At 32.4% G+C, this 20,935-nt stretch carries 20 protein-coding genes; 14 read left to right on the top strand and 6 right to left on the bottom strand.

Translation table 11 applies throughout. The annotated features are described in order from the left end of the window. Nucleotides 1–21 precede the first annotated feature (21 nt). Nucleotides 22–2,616: a TonB-dependent receptor gene (locus ACY2IJ_RS03720; RefSeq protein ID WP_476725820.1), complete on the top strand. Its 2,595-nt coding sequence runs from the start codon at nucleotides 22–24 to the stop codon at nucleotides 2,614–2,616. A 62-nt stretch (nucleotides 2,617–2,678) separates the two neighbouring features. Here ACY2IJ_RS03720 and ACY2IJ_RS03715 read toward each other — a convergent pair whose 3' ends face one another. The 4 genes from ACY2IJ_RS03715 to uvrA form a co-directional block, all read right to left on the bottom strand. Further along, complete coding sequence (locus ACY2IJ_RS03715) at nucleotides 2,679–3,242, bottom strand: VIT1/CCC1 transporter family protein (RefSeq protein ID WP_476725819.1); 564 nt, start codon at nucleotides 3,240–3,242, stop codon at nucleotides 2,679–2,681. Between the two features lie 94 nt (nucleotides 3,243–3,336). Next, complete coding sequence (locus ACY2IJ_RS03710; RefSeq protein WP_476725818.1) at nucleotides 3,337–4,491, bottom strand: DUF3095 family protein; 1,155 nt, start codon at nucleotides 4,489–4,491, stop codon at nucleotides 3,337–3,339. Nucleotides 4,492–4,502: 11 nt separating this feature from the next. Beyond that, nucleotides 4,503–4,871: a glyoxalase gene (locus tag ACY2IJ_RS03705; RefSeq protein ID WP_476725817.1), complete on the bottom strand. Its 369-nt coding sequence runs from the start codon at nucleotides 4,869–4,871 to the stop codon at nucleotides 4,503–4,505. A gap of 1 nt (nucleotide 4,872) precedes the next feature. After that, nucleotides 4,873–7,662, bottom strand: a complete 2,790-nt coding sequence (gene uvrA / locus ACY2IJ_RS03700) for an excinuclease ABC subunit UvrA (RefSeq protein WP_476725816.1) — start codon at nucleotides 7,660–7,662, stop codon at nucleotides 4,873–4,875. A gap of 171 nt (nucleotides 7,663–7,833) precedes the next feature. Here uvrA and ACY2IJ_RS03695 point away from each other — a divergent pair, with 171 nt between their 5' ends. From ACY2IJ_RS03695 to ACY2IJ_RS03685, 3 genes are all read left to right on the top strand, one after another. Next, on the top strand, nucleotides 7,834–9,015 hold the full coding sequence (locus tag ACY2IJ_RS03695) for a LamG domain-containing protein (RefSeq protein ID WP_476725815.1): 1,182 nt from the start codon (nucleotides 7,834–7,836) through the stop codon (nucleotides 9,013–9,015). 169 nt (nucleotides 9,016–9,184) lie between these two features. Next, nucleotides 9,185–9,772, top strand: a complete 588-nt coding sequence (locus tag ACY2IJ_RS03690) for an RNA polymerase sigma factor (RefSeq protein WP_476725814.1) — start codon at nucleotides 9,185–9,187, stop codon at nucleotides 9,770–9,772. Between the two features lie 52 nt (nucleotides 9,773–9,824). Then, a complete protein-coding gene (locus ACY2IJ_RS03685) occupies nucleotides 9,825–9,980 on the top strand; it encodes a hypothetical protein (protein ID WP_476725813.1) in 156 nt (51 codons plus the stop codon). Nucleotides 9,981–9,989: 9 nt separating this feature from the next. Here the strand turns inward: ACY2IJ_RS03685 and ACY2IJ_RS03680 are convergent, their stop codons facing one another. After that, nucleotides 9,990–10,646, bottom strand: coding sequence for an endonuclease III domain-containing protein (locus tag ACY2IJ_RS03680; RefSeq protein WP_476725812.1), 657 nt, complete (start codon nucleotides 10,644–10,646; stop codon nucleotides 9,990–9,992). Further along, nucleotides 10,647–14,696 carry an FG-GAP-like repeat-containing protein gene (locus ACY2IJ_RS03675; protein ID WP_476725811.1) on the bottom strand — a complete coding sequence of 1,350 codons (4,050 nt, stop codon included), beginning with the start codon at nucleotides 14,694–14,696 and terminating at the stop codon, nucleotides 10,647–10,649. It abuts the gene before it with no gap. Between the two features lie 173 nt (nucleotides 14,697–14,869). Between ACY2IJ_RS03675 and ACY2IJ_RS03670 the strand changes: the two genes are divergently transcribed. The 10 genes from ACY2IJ_RS03670 to ACY2IJ_RS03625 all read left to right on the top strand — a co-directional run bounded on the left by ACY2IJ_RS03670 (nucleotide 14,870) and on the right by ACY2IJ_RS03625 (nucleotide 20,910). Continuing rightward, the gene (locus tag ACY2IJ_RS03670; RefSeq protein WP_476725810.1) at nucleotides 14,870–16,099 is read left to right on the top strand and encodes an MFS transporter; all 1,230 of its coding nucleotides are present in this window, start codon (nucleotides 14,870–14,872) and stop codon (nucleotides 16,097–16,099) included. A 93-nt stretch (nucleotides 16,100–16,192) separates the two neighbouring features. Continuing rightward, complete coding sequence (bcp, locus tag ACY2IJ_RS03665) at nucleotides 16,193–16,645, top strand: thioredoxin-dependent thiol peroxidase (protein ID WP_476725809.1); 453 nt, start codon at nucleotides 16,193–16,195, stop codon at nucleotides 16,643–16,645. A gap of 4 nt (nucleotides 16,646–16,649) precedes the next feature. Then, a complete protein-coding gene (gene idi, locus ACY2IJ_RS03660; protein WP_476725808.1) occupies nucleotides 16,650–17,162 on the top strand; it encodes an isopentenyl-diphosphate Delta-isomerase in 513 nt (170 codons plus the stop codon). A 1-nt stretch (nucleotide 17,163) separates the two neighbouring features. Then, on the top strand, nucleotides 17,164–17,367 hold the full coding sequence (locus ACY2IJ_RS03655) for a hypothetical protein (protein ID WP_476725807.1): 204 nt from the start codon (nucleotides 17,164–17,166) through the stop codon (nucleotides 17,365–17,367). Then, the gene (locus tag ACY2IJ_RS03650; protein ID WP_476725806.1) at nucleotides 17,368–17,778 is read left to right on the top strand and encodes a 6-pyruvoyl trahydropterin synthase family protein; all 411 of its coding nucleotides are present in this window, start codon (nucleotides 17,368–17,370) and stop codon (nucleotides 17,776–17,778) included. 6 nt (nucleotides 17,779–17,784) lie between these two features. Continuing rightward, nucleotides 17,785–18,519: a 3-deoxy-manno-octulosonate cytidylyltransferase gene (gene kdsB / locus ACY2IJ_RS03645; protein WP_476725805.1), complete on the top strand. Its 735-nt coding sequence runs from the start codon at nucleotides 17,785–17,787 to the stop codon at nucleotides 18,517–18,519. After that, nucleotides 18,512–19,204 (top strand): HAD family hydrolase, encoded by a 693-nt coding sequence (locus tag ACY2IJ_RS03640; RefSeq protein WP_476725804.1) that lies wholly within the window; start codon nucleotides 18,512–18,514, stop codon nucleotides 19,202–19,204. The genes kdsB and ACY2IJ_RS03640 overlap by 8 nt, the downstream gene beginning before the upstream one ends. Before the next feature lie 72 nt (nucleotides 19,205–19,276). Continuing rightward, nucleotides 19,277–19,474 (top strand): hypothetical protein, encoded by a 198-nt coding sequence (locus ACY2IJ_RS03635; RefSeq protein WP_476725803.1) that lies wholly within the window; start codon nucleotides 19,277–19,279, stop codon nucleotides 19,472–19,474. A 64-nt stretch (nucleotides 19,475–19,538) separates the two neighbouring features. Continuing rightward, complete coding sequence (locus ACY2IJ_RS03630) at nucleotides 19,539–19,916, top strand: hypothetical protein (RefSeq protein WP_476725802.1); 378 nt, start codon at nucleotides 19,539–19,541, stop codon at nucleotides 19,914–19,916. A gap of 103 nt (nucleotides 19,917–20,019) precedes the next feature. Beyond that, nucleotides 20,020–20,910, top strand: a complete 891-nt coding sequence (locus ACY2IJ_RS03625; protein WP_476725801.1) for an MbnP family protein — start codon at nucleotides 20,020–20,022, stop codon at nucleotides 20,908–20,910. The last annotated feature ends 25 nt before the right edge of the window (nucleotides 20,911–20,935 follow it).

Genomic DNA, 20,935 nt, shown 5'->3' with positions numbered 1-20,935 from the left:
AACACTTAAAAAGAAAACAAATTGAAACAGACTAGAATGAATTTTATGAAAGGTATTTTTACGCTTTTTGTATTTGCAATGTCGTCTAATTTTGCCTTTGCTCAAATTACAGGTAAAATCATTGACAAAAATAGCAAAGATGCGTTAGAGTATGCTACCGCTGCAATTTACAATGCAGAAACTGGTAAATTAATAACAGGAGTTATTACAGACCAAAACGGAGCTTTTTTAATAGAAAATATAAAAACAGGAACCTATAAAATAGAAGCTTCTTTTATGGGGTATAAAACTCAAAACATTCCAAATATAGAGGTTCCTAAAAAGAATGCATTTGTAGATTTAGGAACTGTAGCCTTGGCCATTAATAGTAACGAATTAGATGCGGTGGTTTTAAAAGGAGAAGCAGCTACCATGGTTCATAAAATTGACAGACAAGTTTTTGATGCTGATAAGTTTCAAAACAGTCAAGGAGGGAATGCTGTAGATGTTATTAAAAACTTACCCTCGGTAACAGTTGGAGTAGAGGGGAATATTAACGTAAGAGGTAGCAATAGCTTTGCAGTTTTGTTAAACGGAAAACCTACGCAAGGAGATGCTGCTTCTATTTTAGCACAGTTGCCTGCCAATGCCTTAGAAAAAGTAGAGTTGATAACAGCACCTTCAGCAAAATATGATTCAGAAGGAGCAGGAGGTATTTTAAATATCATCACTAAAAAAGGAGCTATTAATGGAGATTATGTACAGGTTAATGTACGTGGTGGTTTTCCACCAATTCAAGATTATAACACCAAAGAATATCCACACAGATATGGAGCAGATGTTACGTATAACACAAGAACAGATAACTGGAACTTTTCTGTAGGAGCAAGTTACCAACGCAACGATATTTCGGGTAGAAGAGAAGGTGGTTTAGATATTGTTAACGATGCTAACGATACTCACAGATTTTTACCTTCTGATGGAGAACGTAGTTTTGATGATGTAAGTTACAATGCAAGATTTACCGTAGATTATACTCCAAATGATGCTAATGAATTTTCTTTAGGAGTTTACGGAGGTAAAAAACAAAAAGATAGATTGGCAGACATTTATTATGACAACTATACAATTAGCCCTATTGGAAGTACGAACAGAGAAAATGAGTTTGCGTACTACAATCACAACTTAAGAACTCGTAAAGGAGATTTTGCTTTGGCTAGTTTTGATTATGCTCATAAGTTTGAAGACAAATCTAAATTGTCAGCTTCGGTTTTATACGAATATACTTTCTTAGGAGGGCCTACAGAGAATGACAACGTAAGTGATATTGACTACACAACTGTGTATCAACAAGAAAAAAACACCAACGACAACCCTTTAAACGGTACACGTTTTAATTTAGATTATAAATGGAAACCAATGAGTATTGGTACTATTGAAACAGGATATCAATTTAGACACTTAGATCATACAGGTGATTTTGATTACCAACGTAAAAATGTGTTTTTAGGAGAAACTGCATTTACACAAGTGCCGGACTTTTCTAGTAACATTGCTTTAAAAAGAATTATACACGCAGCATATGCACAAGTATCTGGGGGTAAAAACAAATGGGATTACAATGCAGGTTTGCGTTTAGAATCTATGGACAGAGAGTACAAAGAAAAATTAGCATCGGCTACGGAACAAAATACTTATAAATACGATTATGTTAAGCTATTTCCATCTGCATCTTTACAATACAAAGTAAACGACAAAACAAACATAAAGGCTGCTTATAGTAAAAGAGTACAACGTACAACTACTTTTAAAATGAACAGTTTTGCAGAACGTGAGCATTCAGAAGTATATGAGCAAGGAGATAACAAATTAAAACCTGAGTTTATTGATTTGGTAGAATTAGGAGTAAACAAAAGATACAAAGGAGGACATTCTGTATACGCAACAGCATATTATAGACATACCAAAAACGTAATTAATCGTGTGAATGCTTTGGTATATGAAGATGGAAATACAGATGGAGATAAGAATCCGCAAACAAATCCAAACCCTGTTGTAAACGATAGTATTTTAAACCGTGTGTATTCTAATGTAGGAAAAAGTAATGCTGTGGGTATTGAGTTAGGAGCAACTATTAAGGCTTCTAAAAACTGGACCAACTTTATTGGAGCAAACATTTATAATTATGCTATTGATGGGGCTTTAAAATTTAATCACAGAAACGGAAAAGGAGAAAGAATTTATGATATCAATAGTGAGTCTACCATTTATTCTTTTAACGTAAATTCAACCTATTCTTTCTGGAAAAATGCTTCTTTACAGTTTGCTTTAAATTACATTTCAGACAGAAATACAGCCATGGGTGAGGATTCAAGATTTTACACTCCCAACCTAACGTTTAAAAAGACGTTTATGGACGACCGCTTAACGGCAACTTTACAATGGCAAAATATAGATATGGGCTTGTTAAAATCTAACGAGCAACGTATTTCTACTTGGAGACCTAATGAGTTTTACACTACAACCAATTATGTGTATGAAGTAGATATTGTATCGTTAAACTTAACCTATACATTCAACAAGTTTAAAAATAAATCTAAGTTTATTGAAAGTGAATTTGGTAAAAAAGAATTTTAAAAAGATAGTTTAGTTAGTTTTTTTATTGAAAGGGCACATTGCTGTAAAGCATGTGCTCTTTTTTAATGGATAAAACCTTCAATCCAATCTCCTACATAATAAGATACTAAAGCCGCAAGAATTCCTAATACTAAAGTTTCTGCAACACCTTTCCAAATAGCTTTGTGATTGATGTAAGATTTTAAAGATCCTACAATAACAAATCCAAAACCAGTAGCTATAGCAGAATACATAAAAACATTGCTATGTAAAGAATCTAAATAATCAATTACATAAGCCAATAAAGGAAAAATACCTATGGTTAAAAAAGACAAATAAGTAACCACACCTTTGGCAATAGGATTGTAGCTTTCTTTAATTTTAGTTTGATTATTTTCTGTTTTGGCATGTTTTAAAGCATTGTCTTTTTCAGATTTTGCGGATAAGTAAGCACCAATAGACATTGCAAAACCATCGGCTAATAAATTGGCAAATCCTAAAATAATAATAATGGAGCTATCTAAATTAGCTCCTACAGAACCAGCTACTACAGCAAAAGTTGTAACGCAACCATCAATACCTCCGTACACAAATTCGCCTAAATATTTTTCTGTTTTTTGATACAATTTAGATTTATCAGTTGTCATTTCTATTGGTTTATACTGTTGATTATGTTAAAATTAAGAGAATAAACATTTAGAAACTAACTAAAATAGACTTAAGGAATTGTTTAAAACAGGATTAGATAAGTTTTGATTTAAACATTTTTGCAGCAGCCGTGTAACCACCTTCTGTACCGTCTACAAAATGGTTGTGGTTGTCGCTTCTGTCTTTTACGTAACAAGATAAAATGGAGGCTTTAGTTGTATGAATTCCATAAATCAATTTCTTTTCTTTTTCTAAACTATCTAAAAATAAGATGAGTTTTCTTATGTTTTCATCAGAGCCAGAAAATACAGTGTTAATGGTACCATCTATCATTAACGTGTGGGATAGTTGGCTAATTTTTGTGTAAAATTTATGTCCGTTTTTAGAAAAGCCTAAATAAAAATTAACAAACACAGTACCTAACCAATTAATAAAAAGGTACAATTTGTTAAAACGAGTTAGTTTTATCTTCATCTCCTTTTTTATTTTTTGCAAGGTTGTGTCCAATCTTAAATTGGTAGAAGTAATAGGTTTTCTGTTTTCAAAATCTCCAAAAAGCTCATTTATTTTTTGTAACACATTTGCATACACTTCATGTTGCTTGTTTTCTATAGCGCAGTGAGCAAGCAAACACACAATTTTTTTACCTTCATCAGGAGCCGATACTTCTTGCCATCTACATTCCATTCCGTCCAAATCTACAGGAGTTGTTTGAGTAGTGTGTAAGCGTTCTGCAAACGTTTGTTTTACCAAGTCTTCGGCATAATTCAAGCCTGTTCCAATTACAATAGGAATGGTTAATTGTGCTGTTAATTTGTGTTTGGCTATGCGAATGTGTTTTCCTTCTAAATACAGTTGTTTTACAGGAACAGAGCCTAGTCTAAGTACTAAATTCGCATTGTTTTTAATATGAATTCTATAATTAGTTAAGACTTTTAAAACACGTTTTAACACATTGTTTGGAACAATAAAAGTACTTCCATCGCCACCAAAAAAGTAAGGAACTCTTATTTTTTTATCAATTCGTTGCAACTCGTTTAAAACAACAATAATACTACCTGTAGCGGTTAGGTTTACATCATGATGATTTCCGTTTTGTACAGCAAGTGTAGAGTTTTCAATATCTACGTTTACCACATGCCAATCTTCAGGAACGCTAGTAAACAATTCTTGATTTAAAAGAAGCTCAGATAAATCTATAGATTGTTTAGGTAGGTTTTTGTAAAAATTGCTGTTGTTTATTGCCATTGTAACATAATTTAATAAGTGTCTTCTAATCTTTGGGCAATCATTTGTATAATTCTACGTCCGTATTCTGATGATTGGGTTAAATAGTGTTCAAATTCTTCATCAGTAAAAAGCCCAGTAATTAAGCCTATGTATTGATTTCTAAGATGTTGATTTTTAGCAACTACATTTCTTATAAATTCTTTTTTTTGATGAATTTCTAGTTTGTTTATTTGAAAATTAGAATGTTGTAAATAGTTGTTAAATAAAGCAATAATGCTGTTGTGTTGCAATTTAAGTACAGGTCTTAACACACTGTTTTGAAATTGTTCTGTAACAGACATGTCTTCGGAAACCTTGGCTGATGCAATGTGTGGTCGTATTGTTTTTTTAAGACTCATATTAGGTTAATTTGTCTTTTAAGAATTGTGCTGTGTACGATTCTTTGTGGTGAATTAAAGCTTCTGGTGTTCCCATAAAAAGTACATCACCTCCGTTTTTACCTCCTTCTTTACCAATGTCTACAATATAATCGGCACATTTAATAAAATCAATATTGTGTTCTATAACAATTAAGGAATGCCCGTTTTTTAGCAAAGCATTCATAGATTTTAGCAGCTTTTTAATGTCGTGAAAATGCAATCCTGTAGTAGGTTCATCAAAAATAAAAAGGGTTGGTTCCTGACGGCTTCCTTTTACTAAAAACGAGGCTAGTTTGATTCGTTGTGCTTCTCCTCCCGATAGGGTAGAAGAAGATTGTCCTAAGGCTACATAGCCCAAACCAACATCTTGTAAAGGCTGTAATTTTTTACAAATTTTGGTTTGTTTGGTGTCTGTAAAAAAGGAGACAGCTTCATCTATAGATAGGTTTAAAATATCATCTATGTTTTTGTCGTGAAATTTAACTTCTAAGACTTCTTTCTGGAAACGTTTTCCTCCACAAGTTTCACAAAGCAAATGTACATCGGCCATAAACTGCATTTCTATGGTGACTTCACCTTCTCCTTTACAAGTTTCACATCGTCCTCCATCTACGTTAAAAGAAAAATGTTTGGGCTGGTAATTACGCATTTTAGACAATTTTTCATGCGCAAACAAAGCACGAATATCATCATAAGCTTTTATGTAGGTTACAGGGTTGGAACGAGAAGATTTACCTATAGGGTTTTGGTCTATAAATTCTACGTTTTTAATAGCATCTAAATTTCCTTTAACCGCAGTAACTTCTCCTATTTTGTTTCCTTGACCAAAAATGTGCTTTTGTAATGTAGGATAAATAATGTCTTTTACCAGTGTGCTTTTTCCGCTACCCGAAACTCCTGTAATTACAGACAAGCAGTTTAAAGGAATGTTAACATTTATGTTTTTTAAATTATTTTCTCTTGCACCAACAATTTCAATTGCGTGTTTAGAAGTTCTTCTTTTGGTAGGAACTTCAATAATATCTGCACCGCTTAGGTAATTAGCGGTATGTGTGGTTGCCTTTAAAATTTCATCATAAGTACCTTTAGCAACCAATTCTCCACCAAAAACACCTGCGTTTGGACCAATGTCAATAATATAATCGGCTTGTTTCATAATGTCTTCATCATGTTCTACTACAATTACCGTATTTCCTAGATCTCTTAAGTTTTTTAAAACTTCAATTAATTTTAAACTGTCTTTAGGGTGCAAACCAATACTAGGTTCGTCTAAAATATACATAGAACCTACCAAACTACTACCTAACGATGTTGCTAGGTTGATACGTTGACTTTCTCCTCCAGACAAGGTATTAGAGGCTCTATTTAAGGTTAAATATCCTAAACCAACTTTGTCTAAAAATCCCAATCGGTTGTTGATTTCTACCAACAATCTTTTTCCTATTTCTGCATCATATTTATTTAGTGATATGTTTTTCATGAATTGAGTCAATTCATCAATTGGCAAATTTACCAGTTGGTTAATGTTTTTATCGCCTACAAAAACGTTGTTGGTTTCGGGTCTTAAACGAGTTCCTTTACAGGTGGTGCATTTGGTTTTTCCTCGGTAACGAGATAACATGACACGGAACTGAATTTTATAACTTTTAGATTCTAGGTATTTAAAAAAATCGTGAATTCCTTCAAAAGATTTGGTTCCGTTCCAAACCAATTCCTTTTGAGTATCGGTCAATTCAAACCAAGGCTTGTGAACTGGAATATCGTATTCAAAAGCATGGTCAATCAATGCGTTTTTATAATCGGAGCTGCTTTCTCCTTTCCAGGGAGCAATACAATCTTCGTATATAGAAAGAGAGGTGTTTGGAATTACCAATTCCTCATCAACCCCAATAACATTTCCATATCCTTCACAAGTTGGGCAAGCTCCATAAGGGTTGTTAAAACTAAAAAAATGAGTGTTGGGTTCTAAAAAAGATTGCCCATCCAATTCAAACTTATTGCTAAATTCCCTACTGGTATTGTTGTTTAAATTTTCCAAAATACAAACTCCCTTTCCTTCGTAAAAAGCAGTTTGAATAGAATCTGCCAAACGGTTGTAATAATCTTCATCATCTTTTACCACAATTCTATCAATTACCAAATTTAGCTTTGTGTTTTTGGTAATTTTTTGGGTATCTACTTCTTCTATTCTAAGAGTTTCTTCATCAACCTTAATTCTTGCATACCCTTGTTGCACTAAAATTTGCAAGGCTTTATCGGCATCTCTATCGCCTAAATCATAAGGAGCTAGTAGTAATAATTTGGTTCTTTCTTCTAAAGATTTTAGGTGATTGATAACATCAGAAACCGTTTCTTTTTTGACTTCGTTTCCGGAAATAGGAGAAATGGTCTTACCAATACGAGCGTATAATAATTTTAGGTAATCGTATATTTCTGTTGTAGTTCCTACAGTAGAACGTGGGTTAGATGAGTTTACTTTTTGTTCTATGGCAATGGCAGGTGCAATTCCTTTAATATAATCTACCTTAGGTTTGTTTAGTTTTCCTAAAAACTGACGAGCATAAGAGGATAAACTTTCTACATACCTACGTTGTCCTTCGGCATAAAGCGTGTCAAAAGCCAAACTAGATTTTCCTGATCCAGACAAACCTGTAATAACTACTAGTTTGTTTCTAGGAATGGCTACATCTATATTTTTTAGATTGTGTAAAGCAGCTCCTTTAATTAAAATATATTCTTTAGTAGATAATTGTTCTAATGTCTGATTCATGTCTAGTTTTCTTGACTTGTAAAATTATAATATTTTAAGGGTATTACATGTTAGAGCTACAGATTAATTTTATCACAAATGATTTGTTCTAGTATTCTAATTATATGTAGTTACTATTTTTTGAACTCTGGTTTACTTTTGAATGTAGCTTTTAAACAAAACATACAAAACATGAATTTACAAAAAATAGCGGTCCTAACATTAGGACTTATAATGGGAGCTTGTGGAAGCAGTAAAAAAACAGCAACTACAGCAAGTGAAACTGTACATGCCAAAAAAGAAAAACATCCTTTAGAACAAATTCCATTACCAGCATATTTATCTCAACAAGAATGGGAATTACAACCAGAGGTTTCTGATGAATTTAATTATGAATTTAAACCGACAAATTCTTTAGTGACTTTTGGAGAAAATAAATGGAAAAACTTTTACCACGCAGCTTGGGATGGTCCTGGGGTAACTTACTGGAAATATAATAAGGTGTCTGTAGATGGGAGTGATTTGCTTATAAAGTCAGCAAGATGGAATCAGGCAAATGAAGCAAATCCAATTGCCAAGGCAGTAAAAATGAACATGCCTAATAGCGGAATTAGTACAGGGTGTATTACCTCTACCAACCGTGTAAAATACCCTGTATTTATAGAAGCAAAGGTAAGTGTAACAAACTTGGCTTTGGCATCGGATGTTTGGTTGTTAAGTCCAGATGCAACACAAGAAATAGACATTATAGAATGTTATGGAGGTAAAGAACCTAACAATGCATATTTTGCAAAATCTATTCATGTGAGTAACCACTCATTTATTAGAAAACCATTTACAGATTATCAGCCTAGAGACAAAGGAGCTTGGATCAATAGAAAGGGTGTAGATAGTTGGGGAGAATACTGTAACAAAGTTGATGGAAAAAGAAGGTATGTAAAAGCGGGGGTATATTGGAAATCTCCTTTTCATTTTGAACATTATATAGATGGAGAATTGGTAAGAGTATTGCATCACAATGCAGTGGCAACCAAAATAAATGGAACATGGGAGTATGGATACCCAACCATGACAAATGGAAAGTTAGATGTAAAACACGGAAAACAAAAAATTACTCAAACAGCCACATCACAAAAATTTGATTTTACATTGTTAAAAAAAGCTAGTGATGTTTCTACCGTTAGTATTATTGATCCTTATGAGTATCAAGGAGGGAATGGATATACAAAAGAATTGGATATTATTATTAATGTAGAGGCACAAGATTGGCATGCAAAAGCAGGAAGAATGCCTAGAGATTCTGATTTAAACGATCCTACTAAAAACAACGATATGAAAGTAGATTGGATTAGAGTTTTTAAGCCTAAAAACTAAATGTAATTAATTTATAATTCACAAGCCAACCTGTAATAGGTTGGCTTTTTTTTTGAATAAAATTAAAATAGATTTTTTGGTATGTTTTTTGTAAAATTAAAACAGAACTAAAACTTATGTAGCCTATAGATTGTAAAACTACTTCATATACATTTAAAAAATATTACAGATGAATTTGTTACAATCTAAAAGTGATGCTCAGTTGGTTGCTGAGTATATTAATGGAAATGAATTGTGTTTATCTATTTTAATAGAAAGGCATCAACAAAAAATATTTGGTTACATCTTATCCAAAACAGGAGATAAAGATTTGGCAAATGATTTGTTTCAAGACACATTTGTAAAAATAATAAACACTTTAAAAAGGGGGGTATACAATGAAGAAGGTAAGTTTTTACCTTGGGCTATACGCATTGCTCATAATCTTACCATGGATTATTACAGAGATAAAAAAAGAAAAAAAACAAAATATGCCACAGACACGTATGATGTTTTTGATTTTTTAGGCATAGAAGACATTCCTGTAGAATATAAAATAGAAAGAGAAGAAACTTTAAAAAAAATTATACAACTGATAGGTTTTTTACCAACAGATCAACAAGAAGTGCTAAGAATGAGGATTTTTATGGATTTGAGTTTTAAAGAAATAGCTGCACAAACAAACGTAAGTATCAATACTTCTTTAGGAAGAATGCGATATGCTTTGATCAATTTGAGAAAAATTATAGAAGAAAAAGAATTATTAATCTCTGTTTAAAATACTAAACAAGTAGTTTTATCGTTTTAAGAAAAGACAAAACGAAAACTATATGATAAAAAATTACTCAATCTCTTCTATAGAAGAAAAACAAATGAAAAACAGTAAACCCAAAGCAGAAACAATTTCTTTTTTGCTAGCGTATTCCAAGTCTTTTTGTTTTAAAAAAAGTAACTTGTTAAAAGAAATAAGGATTGATAAAAATTAAGATCAATCCTTATTTTTTCTTTTTAAGATATTCATTAATCACTGTTTTTCTTCCAATAGTTTTGGTAATAATATCATTTTCCAAATTCCAACCACGAGCAGGAGAATATTCACGTCCGTAATAAATAATTTGTAAATGCAACTTGTTCCAAGTGTGTTCTGGGAACAAACGCTTGGCATCTTTTTCGGTTTGTTCCACACTTTTTCCATTACTAAGTCCCCATCTAAACATCAATCTATGAATATGAGTGTCTACAGCAAAAGCAGGTATGTTAAAAGCCTGACTCATGACCACACTTGCTGTTTTGTGCCCCACAGCAGGTAGCGCTTCTAAATCTTTAAAATTGGCAGGTACTTCTCCGTTGTGTTTGTCAATTAATATTTGAGACAATCCGTGAATTCCTTTAGATTTCATTGGAGACAACCCTACAGGTTTTATAATTTCTCTAATTTCATCAATAGTAAGCTTTACCATGTCATAAGGATTGTCTGCCTTGGCAAACAATTTAGGTGTGTAAATATTTACTCTTTCATCGGTGCTTTGAGCTGACATTAATACTGCGATTAATAGCGTATAAGGGTCTTTATGGTTTAATGGAATTGGAGTTTCAGGGTACAATTCCTCTAAGGTGTCTATTACAAACTTAACTTTTTCTTGTTTGTTCATTTATTTAAGTACAATTATAGGTTTAGACGTTTGGTTTACAGTTATGTAATAAATTCCAGGGTTCAAATTATCTGGTAATGCTAATATAGTGCTATTGTTGGCAGTATTGTAATTTAATTTTTTAGGCTTTTGTTTTTGACCATGAATATTGATTAAGTAAAACTGATCGTTGGGTTGTGTGTTGTAAACATTAATTTGGTTCGATTTTACTGGGTTAGGACTAATGGTTACATTGCTTTTAGATGTACTTTGATTTGTTCCAAAATAGGGCAAAGCAAATTGGTAAGCAGCAATTCCTACTTTTTCTCCAATCAGTCTACCTGGAATGTCATCAGCAGGAGGATGAATTCCTCCCCATATTCTTGATAGACTTGTTTGGTCTGAAGCATCTCTATATGTTGCCCATTGCAGGGTAACATCTACAGAAGGCCCTTTTTCAAACACTAAAAAATCGTTTTTTAAAGCCTTAAATTCTCCCATTCCACCAGGAAAATAAGGGTCTCCTGTAACAAGTGTTAAAACTTCTGCTGCAGCTCTAGAAAATGTAGAATGACCAGAAACAAAACCAGCAAATGGAGGTGTTACAAAAGAAGGTCTTTGGTAAGGCCACCAATTGCTTGCTAAAATCCATCCTACACCTGCAATATCTTCTTTAGGGTTTTTGATGTAGCTATGTCCTCTCCATGATTTAATTTTTATTTGTCCAACATTTTCGTTGTCAACACCACTTAAAGGATCTCCTTTTTGAATGATTTCAATAAAATTAGGGATTAGGGGAATTCCTCCAGGATGATAGTTGTCTAATTCTATATTTGTGCTTTGACCTAGCTTGGCCATATATCTAATAGCAGAAATGGGTCTAATATAATCGGTCCATCCTTTTATTCCCCAGGCAGAAATTGCAGCATCGTGCATGGCACCAGCCAATATAAAATATGTTTTTACATCCCACTCCAAATCAGATAAAACAGAACCTTGTCCGTTGAATTTTTTTTCAAGTAAAGGATGATCATTTACGTGGTTTAAAATTGTAAACCAATGTCCAGGAGGTGTTTCAGAGTCTGGACCATCTGCCCAAAATTCGGCCAATACTCTTGCATAATCTGCTTTAGGTACTATTTGAGGTTCGTAAGGCTGCTGTGTGTATGGGTTAATGGAATGACCTTTGCTAATATCTCCTCCTTTTTGATCTTGGTAAAAATTAGGAAATTCTTTATAAGTTACAGGCATTTCATTAATAGAAATGTTTCCTATAGAAGCAGGAGAAATATCAATCATTACACCATCATCAGGGTCTAAATGTGCACTCCACAAAGCAACTAATGAAAAATTCCATTTGTACAATTCACTGCTTTCATTGTTTTGAATAGTGTCTAATTTAGGTGGTGTTTTTGGCAGATGGTATACTTGATACTCCTTACCGTTTCTTTGCAAAATTGTCTTGTCATTTTCGGAAAGAGAAAAAGGTTTTACTTGTCCCCACTCAGGACTTAAAAAATCGGGGGTACTTTTGGAAACATTTCCGCTTTGATCTATAAATTTTGTAAATGCCAAAGGCTGCCATCTGTTTGGGTCTTTAAGTTGAATTTTGTCTCTAAGATTGCTTAATATTAGTTCTTTGTTTACGGGACTGTATTTTTGGTTTCTATAATCGTTTTGTTCATTAGATCCATCGGTTAAACCGTAAGATATAATTTCATTAGCAATGTAATTTCCTAAACAAGCTGCATTTTCATTTTGGTAGTCTAAGCAATTATTGTTAATGTCGTATCCTAGTTCCTGCATTAACAAATTAAATTTAGCCAAACTGTAATTTGCTCCAGGAGAATTTTTAAATCTATGAGTCAACAATCTGTATGCAGCATAAGAAATAGCTTTATTTCTATTATTTTCTAAGTCTACGGTGTAATCAAAACCTTTAAAATTACTAGTGTAATTGTGAACTTGATTTCCAATTAAATAAGTTTTGGCTTTGGAATTAAAAATGGCCCAAGTATCGTACATAGCAATTGCAAAATGAAATAAATTTCTAGCGTGTACGGTGGGTCTTGCATAATCTTTGCGGATTGCTTCTAACAGTGCTTCGTTCCAAATTCGGACTATAGAAGAATTTTTGTTACTAGGATTGGCTGATAGGTGTACATTTATAGAAGCTTGGTTTGATTTACAAAAATTACTGCTAGCTGTTACAGAAACAGTTCCTTTTTTAACCAAATTCCATTTGACAACAATTTTGTTGGTATCATGACCTTTCAGGATGGTTCCTCCAGTAACATTCCATTTTAAAGACGTATTTTCTGTTTGTGGATAACTGTAGATTTCTTCTTTTAAGAAAAATGAGTTTTTGTTTCCTTGAATTTCTAATGTTGGTAAATAACTACAAGATCCGTCATCTTCTGTAGCTAAAGGATTGTAATTGCATGAATCTGGATCTGTACATCCTTTAATTTTAGTACTTGTGTTTTGGGCTAAAACAATAAAGCCATTAGATTCTGTAAATTTAAGCTCTTGATTGCTATCTAAATTGCTGTATGTTTCTGTAATTCCAGATGGCCATTTAATTTTTAATTCTAAAATTTTTTGTTCAATATTCAGTCCAAAGTGAACGGGTTTTATATGTTGAGAAATAAAACTAACCCCATTGTAATAACGTACATATGTTCTGTTTTCTGTTTTTAAAGTAATTTGGGTACCAAATGCATTTCTGTTAGAAGTGGTTCCTTGCAAATGAATTTTTAGCCAATTGTAGGTGTTGTTGCTATTAGTGCTAATGGTATGGTTTTCATAGAAAAAAGAAGCTCCATAAGAATTGGTAATATACAAGTCTAAATCACCATCATTGTCATAGTCAAAACTTAAAACTTCGGAGCTAATTGAAGATTCGTTGAGGTTTACTGCAGAGGTTTTGTTGGAAAAAAATGGAAATCCTTGTTGGTGTTCATTCTGAAAGTACATGTTTTGTTGGTCGGTTCCAAAAGAAGAGCCATTGGCAATAATAAGATCTTCGTCTCCATCCAAATCAAAATCATCAAAAGTAGTTCCCCAAGCCCAATAATCTGGCCATTTAGCTCCCTCAGGAATTAGAATTCTATTTTCCATAGTAACATCAGAAAATTGATAGGTACCATTGTTTTTTAAAAGAGTGTTTTCATTAATTCCTGTAATAAAAAAATCAAAATGTCCATCTAAATTAAAATCGTTGATGGCTATTGCCATATCGTCTATTTGGTTGTTAAGTCCGTAGTTACTAGCTTGGTTAGAAAAACTAACACCATTGTTTATGTAAAGGTTGTTGGCTTTTTTTAAATCGTTAGAAATGTACATATCTAAATTTCCATCTTTGTTAAAATCATATGGAAACATGGTGTAGCTAGCATGTTTGTCTGTAGATATGCTATTAATTCTGTGCGATATGTTTTTAAACGTACCATCGCCATTATTTTCGTAGAACGTGTTTTTAGAACATCCTTTCCAATCGTTTATAAACAAGTCTAAAAAACCATCGTTATTATAATCAAACCAGGTAGCACCTGTATTGTTGCATTGGTTGTTTTTGGTAATTCCAGCAGCTTCTGTAACCTCTGTAAATGTTCCGTTTTGTTGATTTTTAAAAAGCAAAACGTTTTTACTGTTGGTTAAAAATAAGTCAGGATATCCATCGTTGTTGTAATCACCCCAAAAAGCCCCAAATTTATATCCTTCTAAGCCTACTATAGCCAAATCACTATCGTCAATACCATCGTTAGGAAACAATTGTGTAAGTCCTGAGGTAGAAGTAATGTCTACAAATTTTCCGTTGTTTTCGTTTCTAAAAAGTTTACTGTGAGTTTTTTCTACTCCATTCTCATCTTTGTGTTTGGATACAATAAATAAATCTAAATCGTTGTCTAAATCTATATCGGCTGTAGCAACACTATTGTTGTCTACTAGGTTGTGTAGGCCGACTAATTTTTCGGCTCTTTTAAATTGTTGAGAGAATAGAGGGTTTTGGAATAAAAAAAATAGAAAACAACTGAAAAGAAAAAAGGTTCTTTTTTGTTTAAAATTCATTAAAAATAAGTTTTTGGTAGGTTAGTCTTTGTAAAAATAAGTTTTAATTGTGAAAAAATAAATTTTTTGGCTCTGAAGGTAGAATACATCGATGAATTCTTTATAAACCATTGTTAAGTTAAATTGTAATAATACTGTTCCTTTTTACAATTTCAGATGTTTACTTTTGTTCCATGAAAAAATTTATACCAGCTTATTTACTAACATTTGTAAATGTATTGGGTTTTAGCATTCTAATGCCTGTACTCCCTTTTGTGGTAGACAGCTATGGAGCTCCAAAGTGGGTTTTTGGGTTGTTAATTACTTTGTACAGTGCTTTTCAGTTTATAGGTGCACCTTTGTTGGGAGCCATGTCTGATAACAAAGGAAGAAAACCTATTTTGTTAATTAGTCAAGCAGGAACTTTATTAAGTTGGGTTATTTTTGTAGTTGCTCTAACTTTGCCAGAATATTCTTTATTAGGTTTTGCTTTACCGTTATGGATTGTAGCTTTGTCTAGAATATTAGACGGAATTACAGGAGGGAACGCATCTGTAACTAATGCTTATGTAAGTGATGTTACTACCCCCAAAGAGAAATCTTATATTTTTGGATATTTGGGGGGAATTGCAGGTATAGGAATGATTATTGGTCCGGGGCTGGGAGGGATTACAGCTGCTACTCCTTTAGGTTATATGGGAACGTTATTTACTTCTATTGTAATATCTACCCTTACATTAATTGCAGTTTTTAAATGGTTAAAAGAATCTCATCCGAAAGAGAAGAGAACTCCTAAAGACAAATCAAACCTTTTAGAAATTTTAATTATTCCAATTAGAATAAAAAAAGTCAATCCATCACCGTTTATAAAAGTGCTGTTTTCTATGAAATTTTTCTTTTCGGCCATGATGGGGTTTTACATAGGAACTATGGCTTTGTTTTTAGTAGATTTATTTGATTTTAACGTAAAAGAATTAGGTTTTTTTATGTTTGTAATTGGATTGTTTTTAGCGTTAAACCAAGCGTTTGTGTCTAAGTTTTTTGTAAAAAAAATAGGGGCTTTTAAAACGTTAATTTTAGGATTAATCTTAAGTGGCTTAGGGTTAATAGCAATTACTTTAACAAAAGACTTGACCTTATATATTGCATATTACTATATTTTAAATCTTGGTCTTTCTTTATGTTTTCCTGTGTTTAATTCTTTAATATCTGTAAATGCATATCCTAAAAAATTAGGAGAGATTATGGGGATTAGTGAAGGGATCAACTCTTTTTGTATGGCTTGTTTTCCGGTTATAGCAGCTATCATTTACACATCTATAGGTAGTGATTTGTATAGGTATATGGTAATACTTCCTTTGTTGGCTTTGGTACTTGCCTTTGTAGGAGTTAAAAAATACGGTAAAAATATATTTACTAAATAAAATAGAGTAGGTCTAAACAATAAGTTTCTGTTTATCTGTTTAGTCATCCTAACTGCTTTCTCTATATTTGTGGTTCTTTAAAAACAATAATATATGGAGATGTTAAAAGTAGGAGATAAAGCTCCTAATTTTGAAGCGATAGATCAGAATGAAAAAACAGTAAAATTAAGCGATTTTGCAGGAAAAAAATTAGTTGTTTTCTTTTATCCTAAAGCAAGTACTCCTGGTTGTACAGTAGAAGCCTGTAATTTAAGAGACAATTACCAAACCTTTTTAGCTCAGAATTATGAGGTGGTAGGAGTAAGTGCAGATTCTGTAAAAAGACAATCAAATTTTGCCAACAAACAAGAGTTGCCTTTTTCTTTATTGGCAGACGAAGACAAAAAAGTAATCAATGCTTTTGGTGTTTGGGGACCTAAAAAGTTTATGGGTAAAGAATATGACGGAATTCATAGAACTACTTTTGTGATTGATGAAAATGGTATCATCATTGAGGTAATTACCAAAGTAAAAACCAAAGAGCATACCGCTCAAATTTTAAAATAAAACTATGGAGCAAGTTATACTTGTAAACGAGCAAGATGAACCTATTGGAACAATGGAAAAAATAGAAGCACATGAAAAAGCTTTGTTGCATAGAGCCTTTTCTGTTTTTGTTTTTAACGATGCTGGAGAGTTAATGTTGCAACAACGTGCTGCAGATAAATATCACTCTCCTTTGTTGTGGACCAATACATGTTGTAGTCATCAAAAAGTAGGCGAAACCAATGTAGAAGCAGGAAAAAGAAGATTGCAAGAGGAAATGGGGTTTACTACCGATTTGAAAGATGTTTGCTCTTTTATTTACAAAGCTCCTTTTGACAATGGTTTAACAGAACATGAATTTGATCATGTGCTAACAGGTGTGTACAATGATGAGCCAAATTTAAATCCAGACGAAGCTGAGGCTTACAAATGGATGACTTTAGAAGACGTTAAAAAAGACATGGAATTACATCCGGAAAGTTACACCGCATGGTTTTTAATTATTTTTGAAAAATTTTACGATTTTATTCAACAGTAAAATGGAAAAATTAAAAGGAAAAGTAGCGGTAGGAATTCTTTTTTCTCTATTTGCTACTCTGGTAAATACCTTGTTTAAATACCATTCAGATTTCATTCATTTGGTATTGCAAAACGTAACATCAATAGGAATCAATTTTATCATTTTCTTTTTAATAGGATATGTAGTTTTAGGAAATATTTTAGTTGCAAAAAAAGAATCATAAATGGAAATAACTGTACATAGAGTTGCTTATTTTAACGCAGCACACCGTTTGTTTAGACCCGATTGGAACGATGCCAAAAATTTTGAGGTTTTTGGGAAATGTAGCAATCCCAATTATCACGGACATAATTACGAACTGGTAGTTTCTGTAACAGGTCCAGTAGATCCTGAAACAGGATTTGTGATGGATTTAAAGGTGTTAAAAAGGCTGATAAAATTAGAGGTTGAAGACACACTAGATCATAAAAATTTAAACTTAGAAATTCCTGAGTTTAAAGAAACCAATCCAACAGCAGAAAATATTTCTATTTATATTTGGAACAGATTAAGAGCTCATATTCCATCTCATTTAACCTTGGCCATTACGTTGTACGAAACCCCAAGAAATTATGTAACTTATTCAGGTAAATAAAACCCTATGAAAGTAATTGCTATGATTCCTGCTAGGTTGCAGGCTTCCAGATTTCCTAAAAAATTATTAAGTGATTTGTGTGGTACAACCGTAATAACCAGAACGTACCAAGCCACCGTAAATACCGGCTTGTTTGATGAGGTGTATGTAGTAACAGATAGCGATGAAATTAAAGCAGAAATAGAAGCAAATAATGGAAATGTAATTATGAGTCTAAAGGAACACGAATGTGGTTCTGATAGAATTGCAGAAGCTGCTGATATGGTTTCTGGTGACATTATAATTAATGTTCAAGGAGATGAACCTTTTACAAGAAAAGAACCTTTGCAAGACTTGATAGAGGTTTTTAAAAATGACATTCACGGAGAAATAGCAGTAGCCTCTTTAGTACATACTATGGAAGATTGGGAAGAAATAGAAAACCCAAACAATGTAAAGGTTGTGTTAGATGCCAACCAGTGTGTGATGTATTTTTCTAGAGCTCCAATACCACACCCTAGAGATAAAAGCATAGAAACTACCTATTACAAACATATTGGAATTTATGCGTTTAGAAGATATGCTTTGTTAAACTTTCCTAAAATGAAAATGTGTCAGAACGAGGCTACAGAAAAATTAGAAGGAATTCGTTTTTTAGAACACGGTATGAAAATGAAAATGGTTGAAACACCTTTTAAAGTAATTGGAATAGATGTACCTGAAGATTTAGAAAAAGCAAAACAAATAATTCAACATGGCTAAATACAAGGTAATTGCTTTTGATGCAGACGATACTCTTTGGGTAAACGAACCCTATTTTAGAGAAGCCGAAGACAAGTTTGCAAAACTATTATCTATATACGAAACCGAAAATAAAATTCAACAAGAACTTTACAGGGTTATTACAGGAAACATTCCACTGTATGGCTACGGAGTAAAAAGTTGTATTTTGTCTATGATACAATGTGCCACAGAATTGTCTAATTATAAACTTCCGGCTACTATTACAAAGCAAATTTTAGAAATAGGTAAAAACATGCTTACTCAGCCTATAGAATTGCTTCCAGGAATTGTAGAGGTTTTAGAAACCTTATCTAAAAAATATACTTTAATAGTTTTAACCAAAGGAGATTTACTAGATCAAGAAAAAAAATTAGAACGTTCCGGTTTGTTAAAATACTTTCATCATGTAGAGGTGATGAGCGAAAAAAATCCAGAAGGATACCAAAGAGTTTTAAAACACTTAAACATTGTTCCTAAAGATTTTTTGATGATAGGAAATTCATTAAAATCTGATATTTTACCTGTACTAAACATAGGGGCTAAGGCAATTCATGTTCCTTTTCATTCGGTTTGGAAGTTCGAAACTGTTGCACAAGATGTAATAGATACTCATGAATATCCAACACTTAACTCAATTCAAAAAATTGTTGAGTTTTTACAATAAATACAATTTTTGTACGATATAATAGAAATTAAATTAATAATATCAATTATATTTGGAAAAAATTAGAAAAAGATGGCGAGAGAAATGTATTCGTATACATTAACCATACTAGAAAAAGTAAGTTTTGATCTAGATTTGTTTGTAAACGAATTAGAAAAAGCAACCAAAAGATTATTACCACATGAGGTAAGTGAGTTGCAATTATGGTTAAACAGGTTTGTATTTATGCATCCGCATTTAGAACCTGCAAGAAAATTAATTACTTCTTAAGAAAGCATAAAAAAAATCTAAACATTGCGTTTAGATTTTTTTATTCTATTTATATTTGCAACCAATGTTTAAAAAATTCATATTAATAATACTCTTAACAGCATTGTCTGCAAGACCCGCATTTTATGTAGGGAATGTATTGTATTATGAAACTCATTTAAGTGAAATTATAGAAAAATACTGTGTTAATAAAGACAAGCCAGAATTACAATGTAATGGGCAGTGTCATTTGGCAGAACAAGTAAACGGTATTTCATCAAACGCAGCAGACTCACCTGCAGCTATAGATATTAGTGCTGCTTTTTTCCCAGTATTTTATCAGCAAATAAAAACAGCAAATATTACACTTTTAAGTGTGCTTCAAAATACACCACGCTTTAACTATCAATTTACGTATCGTTTTTTAAAGTGTACAGATGTGTTAAAACCACCTATTGCATAAATTTTAAATATTCGTGGCATTGCTATGCCTTTTTTGTACTTCTTTCCTAAATGGGGGTAGAAAGTATGCAACTATTTATTATTAAAAATTTATTCAATACAAAATGAACAACTTAAAAAAAATGGCTTTGTTAGCCTTAACTACTATTACTTTATTTTCTTGTAACAATGATGATGATAACATCGATGATAAAAAATTAGAAGGAACTCATGTTTCTGCTGTTGTTAAATTTGATCACTCTTTGGTTTTAGGTGATTTGTTAACATTAAAAGATAAAGAAGATCAAGACCAAGAATTTAAATTAACAAAGTTTAAATACTTAATTTCTGATGTGGTAGTAACTGCTACAGATGATACACAATATTCTATACCAAACAATACAGGAGCTCAGTTAGTAGATTTAGATCATGCAGATGCGAATGGAATTGTAAAAACCTACTTAACAGGAATTCCTGAAGGAAGCTATAACAAGCTTTCGTTTACATTAGGGGTTACCAAAGAAGTTGCTCAAGGAGATCAAGAAGCACAAACTCGTTTGATGGAATTGGCAGAAGCAGATATGCAATGGACATGGAATCCTAATCCTTATATTTTTTCTAAAATAGAAGGAACCAACACAAATCCTGAAACAACATTAAGCCCAAGCTTAACTATTCACTTAGGAAATAAAGGAGATGATTTTATAGGTTCTCGTACTGTAAATTTAGAATTCCCACAAACTTTAACGGTGGCTTCAAAAATTTCTCCAAGTGTACATTTAAAAGTAGCTATCGAAAAATTATTTACACCAGATGCACCAGGAATTGCCGTTCCTTTTGATGGAGTATCAGACCATGGAGGGAATAGTGACAATTCTACAAATTATGCAGACAACTTTTCTAAAATTATAACAGTAGATCATTTACACACCAATGAAGAGGCTATTAATTTAGAAGATGTAGAAGAAGACCACGATCATTCAGAAGAAGGAGACGGTCATAGCCATTCTCACTAATCATATACAACATTAACTACAAACA

The sequence above is a fragment of the Wenyingzhuangia gracilariae genome, from assembly GCF_056387575.1.
The sequence above is the reverse complement of the archived record's forward strand: the minus strand, read 5'-3'. Positions and strand labels throughout refer to the sequence as shown.

What these genes read in the sequence shown, in the direction of transcription:
- ACY2IJ_RS03630 (WP_476725802.1), top strand. Translation starts at nt 19,539, where the DNA reads ATGTTTAAAAAATTCATATTAATAATACTCTTAACAGCATTGTCTGCA.
- idi (WP_476725808.1), top strand. Translation starts at nt 16,650, where the DNA reads ATGGAGCAAGTTATACTTGTAAACGAGCAAGATGAACCTATTGGAACA.
- ACY2IJ_RS03650 (WP_476725806.1), top strand. Translation starts at nt 17,368, where the DNA reads ATGGAAATAACTGTACATAGAGTTGCTTATTTTAACGCAGCACACCGT.
- ACY2IJ_RS03670 (WP_476725810.1), top strand. Translation starts at nt 14,870, where the DNA reads ATGAAAAAATTTATACCAGCTTATTTACTAACATTTGTAAATGTATTG.
- ACY2IJ_RS03675 (WP_476725811.1), bottom strand. Translation starts at nt 14,696, where the DNA reads ATGAATTTTAAACAAAAAAGAACCTTTTTTCTTTTCAGTTGTTTTCTA.
- ACY2IJ_RS03715 (WP_476725819.1), bottom strand. Translation starts at nt 3,242, where the DNA reads ATGACAACTGATAAATCTAAATTGTATCAAAAAACAGAAAAATATTTA.
- ACY2IJ_RS03655 (WP_476725807.1), top strand. Translation starts at nt 17,164, where the DNA reads ATGGAAAAATTAAAAGGAAAAGTAGCGGTAGGAATTCTTTTTTCTCTA.
- kdsB (WP_476725805.1), top strand. Translation starts at nt 17,785, where the DNA reads ATGAAAGTAATTGCTATGATTCCTGCTAGGTTGCAGGCTTCCAGATTT.
- ACY2IJ_RS03695 (WP_476725815.1), top strand. Translation starts at nt 7,834, where the DNA reads ATGAATTTACAAAAAATAGCGGTCCTAACATTAGGACTTATAATGGGA.
- ACY2IJ_RS03625 (WP_476725801.1), top strand. Translation starts at nt 20,020, where the DNA reads ATGAACAACTTAAAAAAAATGGCTTTGTTAGCCTTAACTACTATTACT.
- ACY2IJ_RS03690 (WP_476725814.1), top strand. Translation starts at nt 9,185, where the DNA reads ATGAATTTGTTACAATCTAAAAGTGATGCTCAGTTGGTTGCTGAGTAT.
- ACY2IJ_RS03705 (WP_476725817.1), bottom strand. Translation starts at nt 4,871, where the DNA reads ATGAGTCTTAAAAAAACAATACGACCACACATTGCATCAGCCAAGGTT.
- ACY2IJ_RS03685 (WP_476725813.1), top strand. Translation starts at nt 9,825, where the DNA reads ATGATAAAAAATTACTCAATCTCTTCTATAGAAGAAAAACAAATGAAA.
- ACY2IJ_RS03635 (WP_476725803.1), top strand. Translation starts at nt 19,277, where the DNA reads ATGGCGAGAGAAATGTATTCGTATACATTAACCATACTAGAAAAAGTA.
- uvrA (WP_476725816.1), bottom strand. Translation starts at nt 7,662, where the DNA reads ATGAATCAGACATTAGAACAATTATCTACTAAAGAATATATTTTAATT.
- ACY2IJ_RS03680 (WP_476725812.1), bottom strand. Translation starts at nt 10,646, where the DNA reads ATGAACAAACAAGAAAAAGTTAAGTTTGTAATAGACACCTTAGAGGAA.
- ACY2IJ_RS03710 (WP_476725818.1), bottom strand. Translation starts at nt 4,491, where the DNA reads ATGGCAATAAACAACAGCAATTTTTACAAAAACCTACCTAAACAATCT.
- ACY2IJ_RS03640 (WP_476725804.1), top strand. Translation starts at nt 18,512, where the DNA reads ATGGCTAAATACAAGGTAATTGCTTTTGATGCAGACGATACTCTTTGG.
- bcp (WP_476725809.1), top strand. Translation starts at nt 16,193, where the DNA reads ATGGAGATGTTAAAAGTAGGAGATAAAGCTCCTAATTTTGAAGCGATA.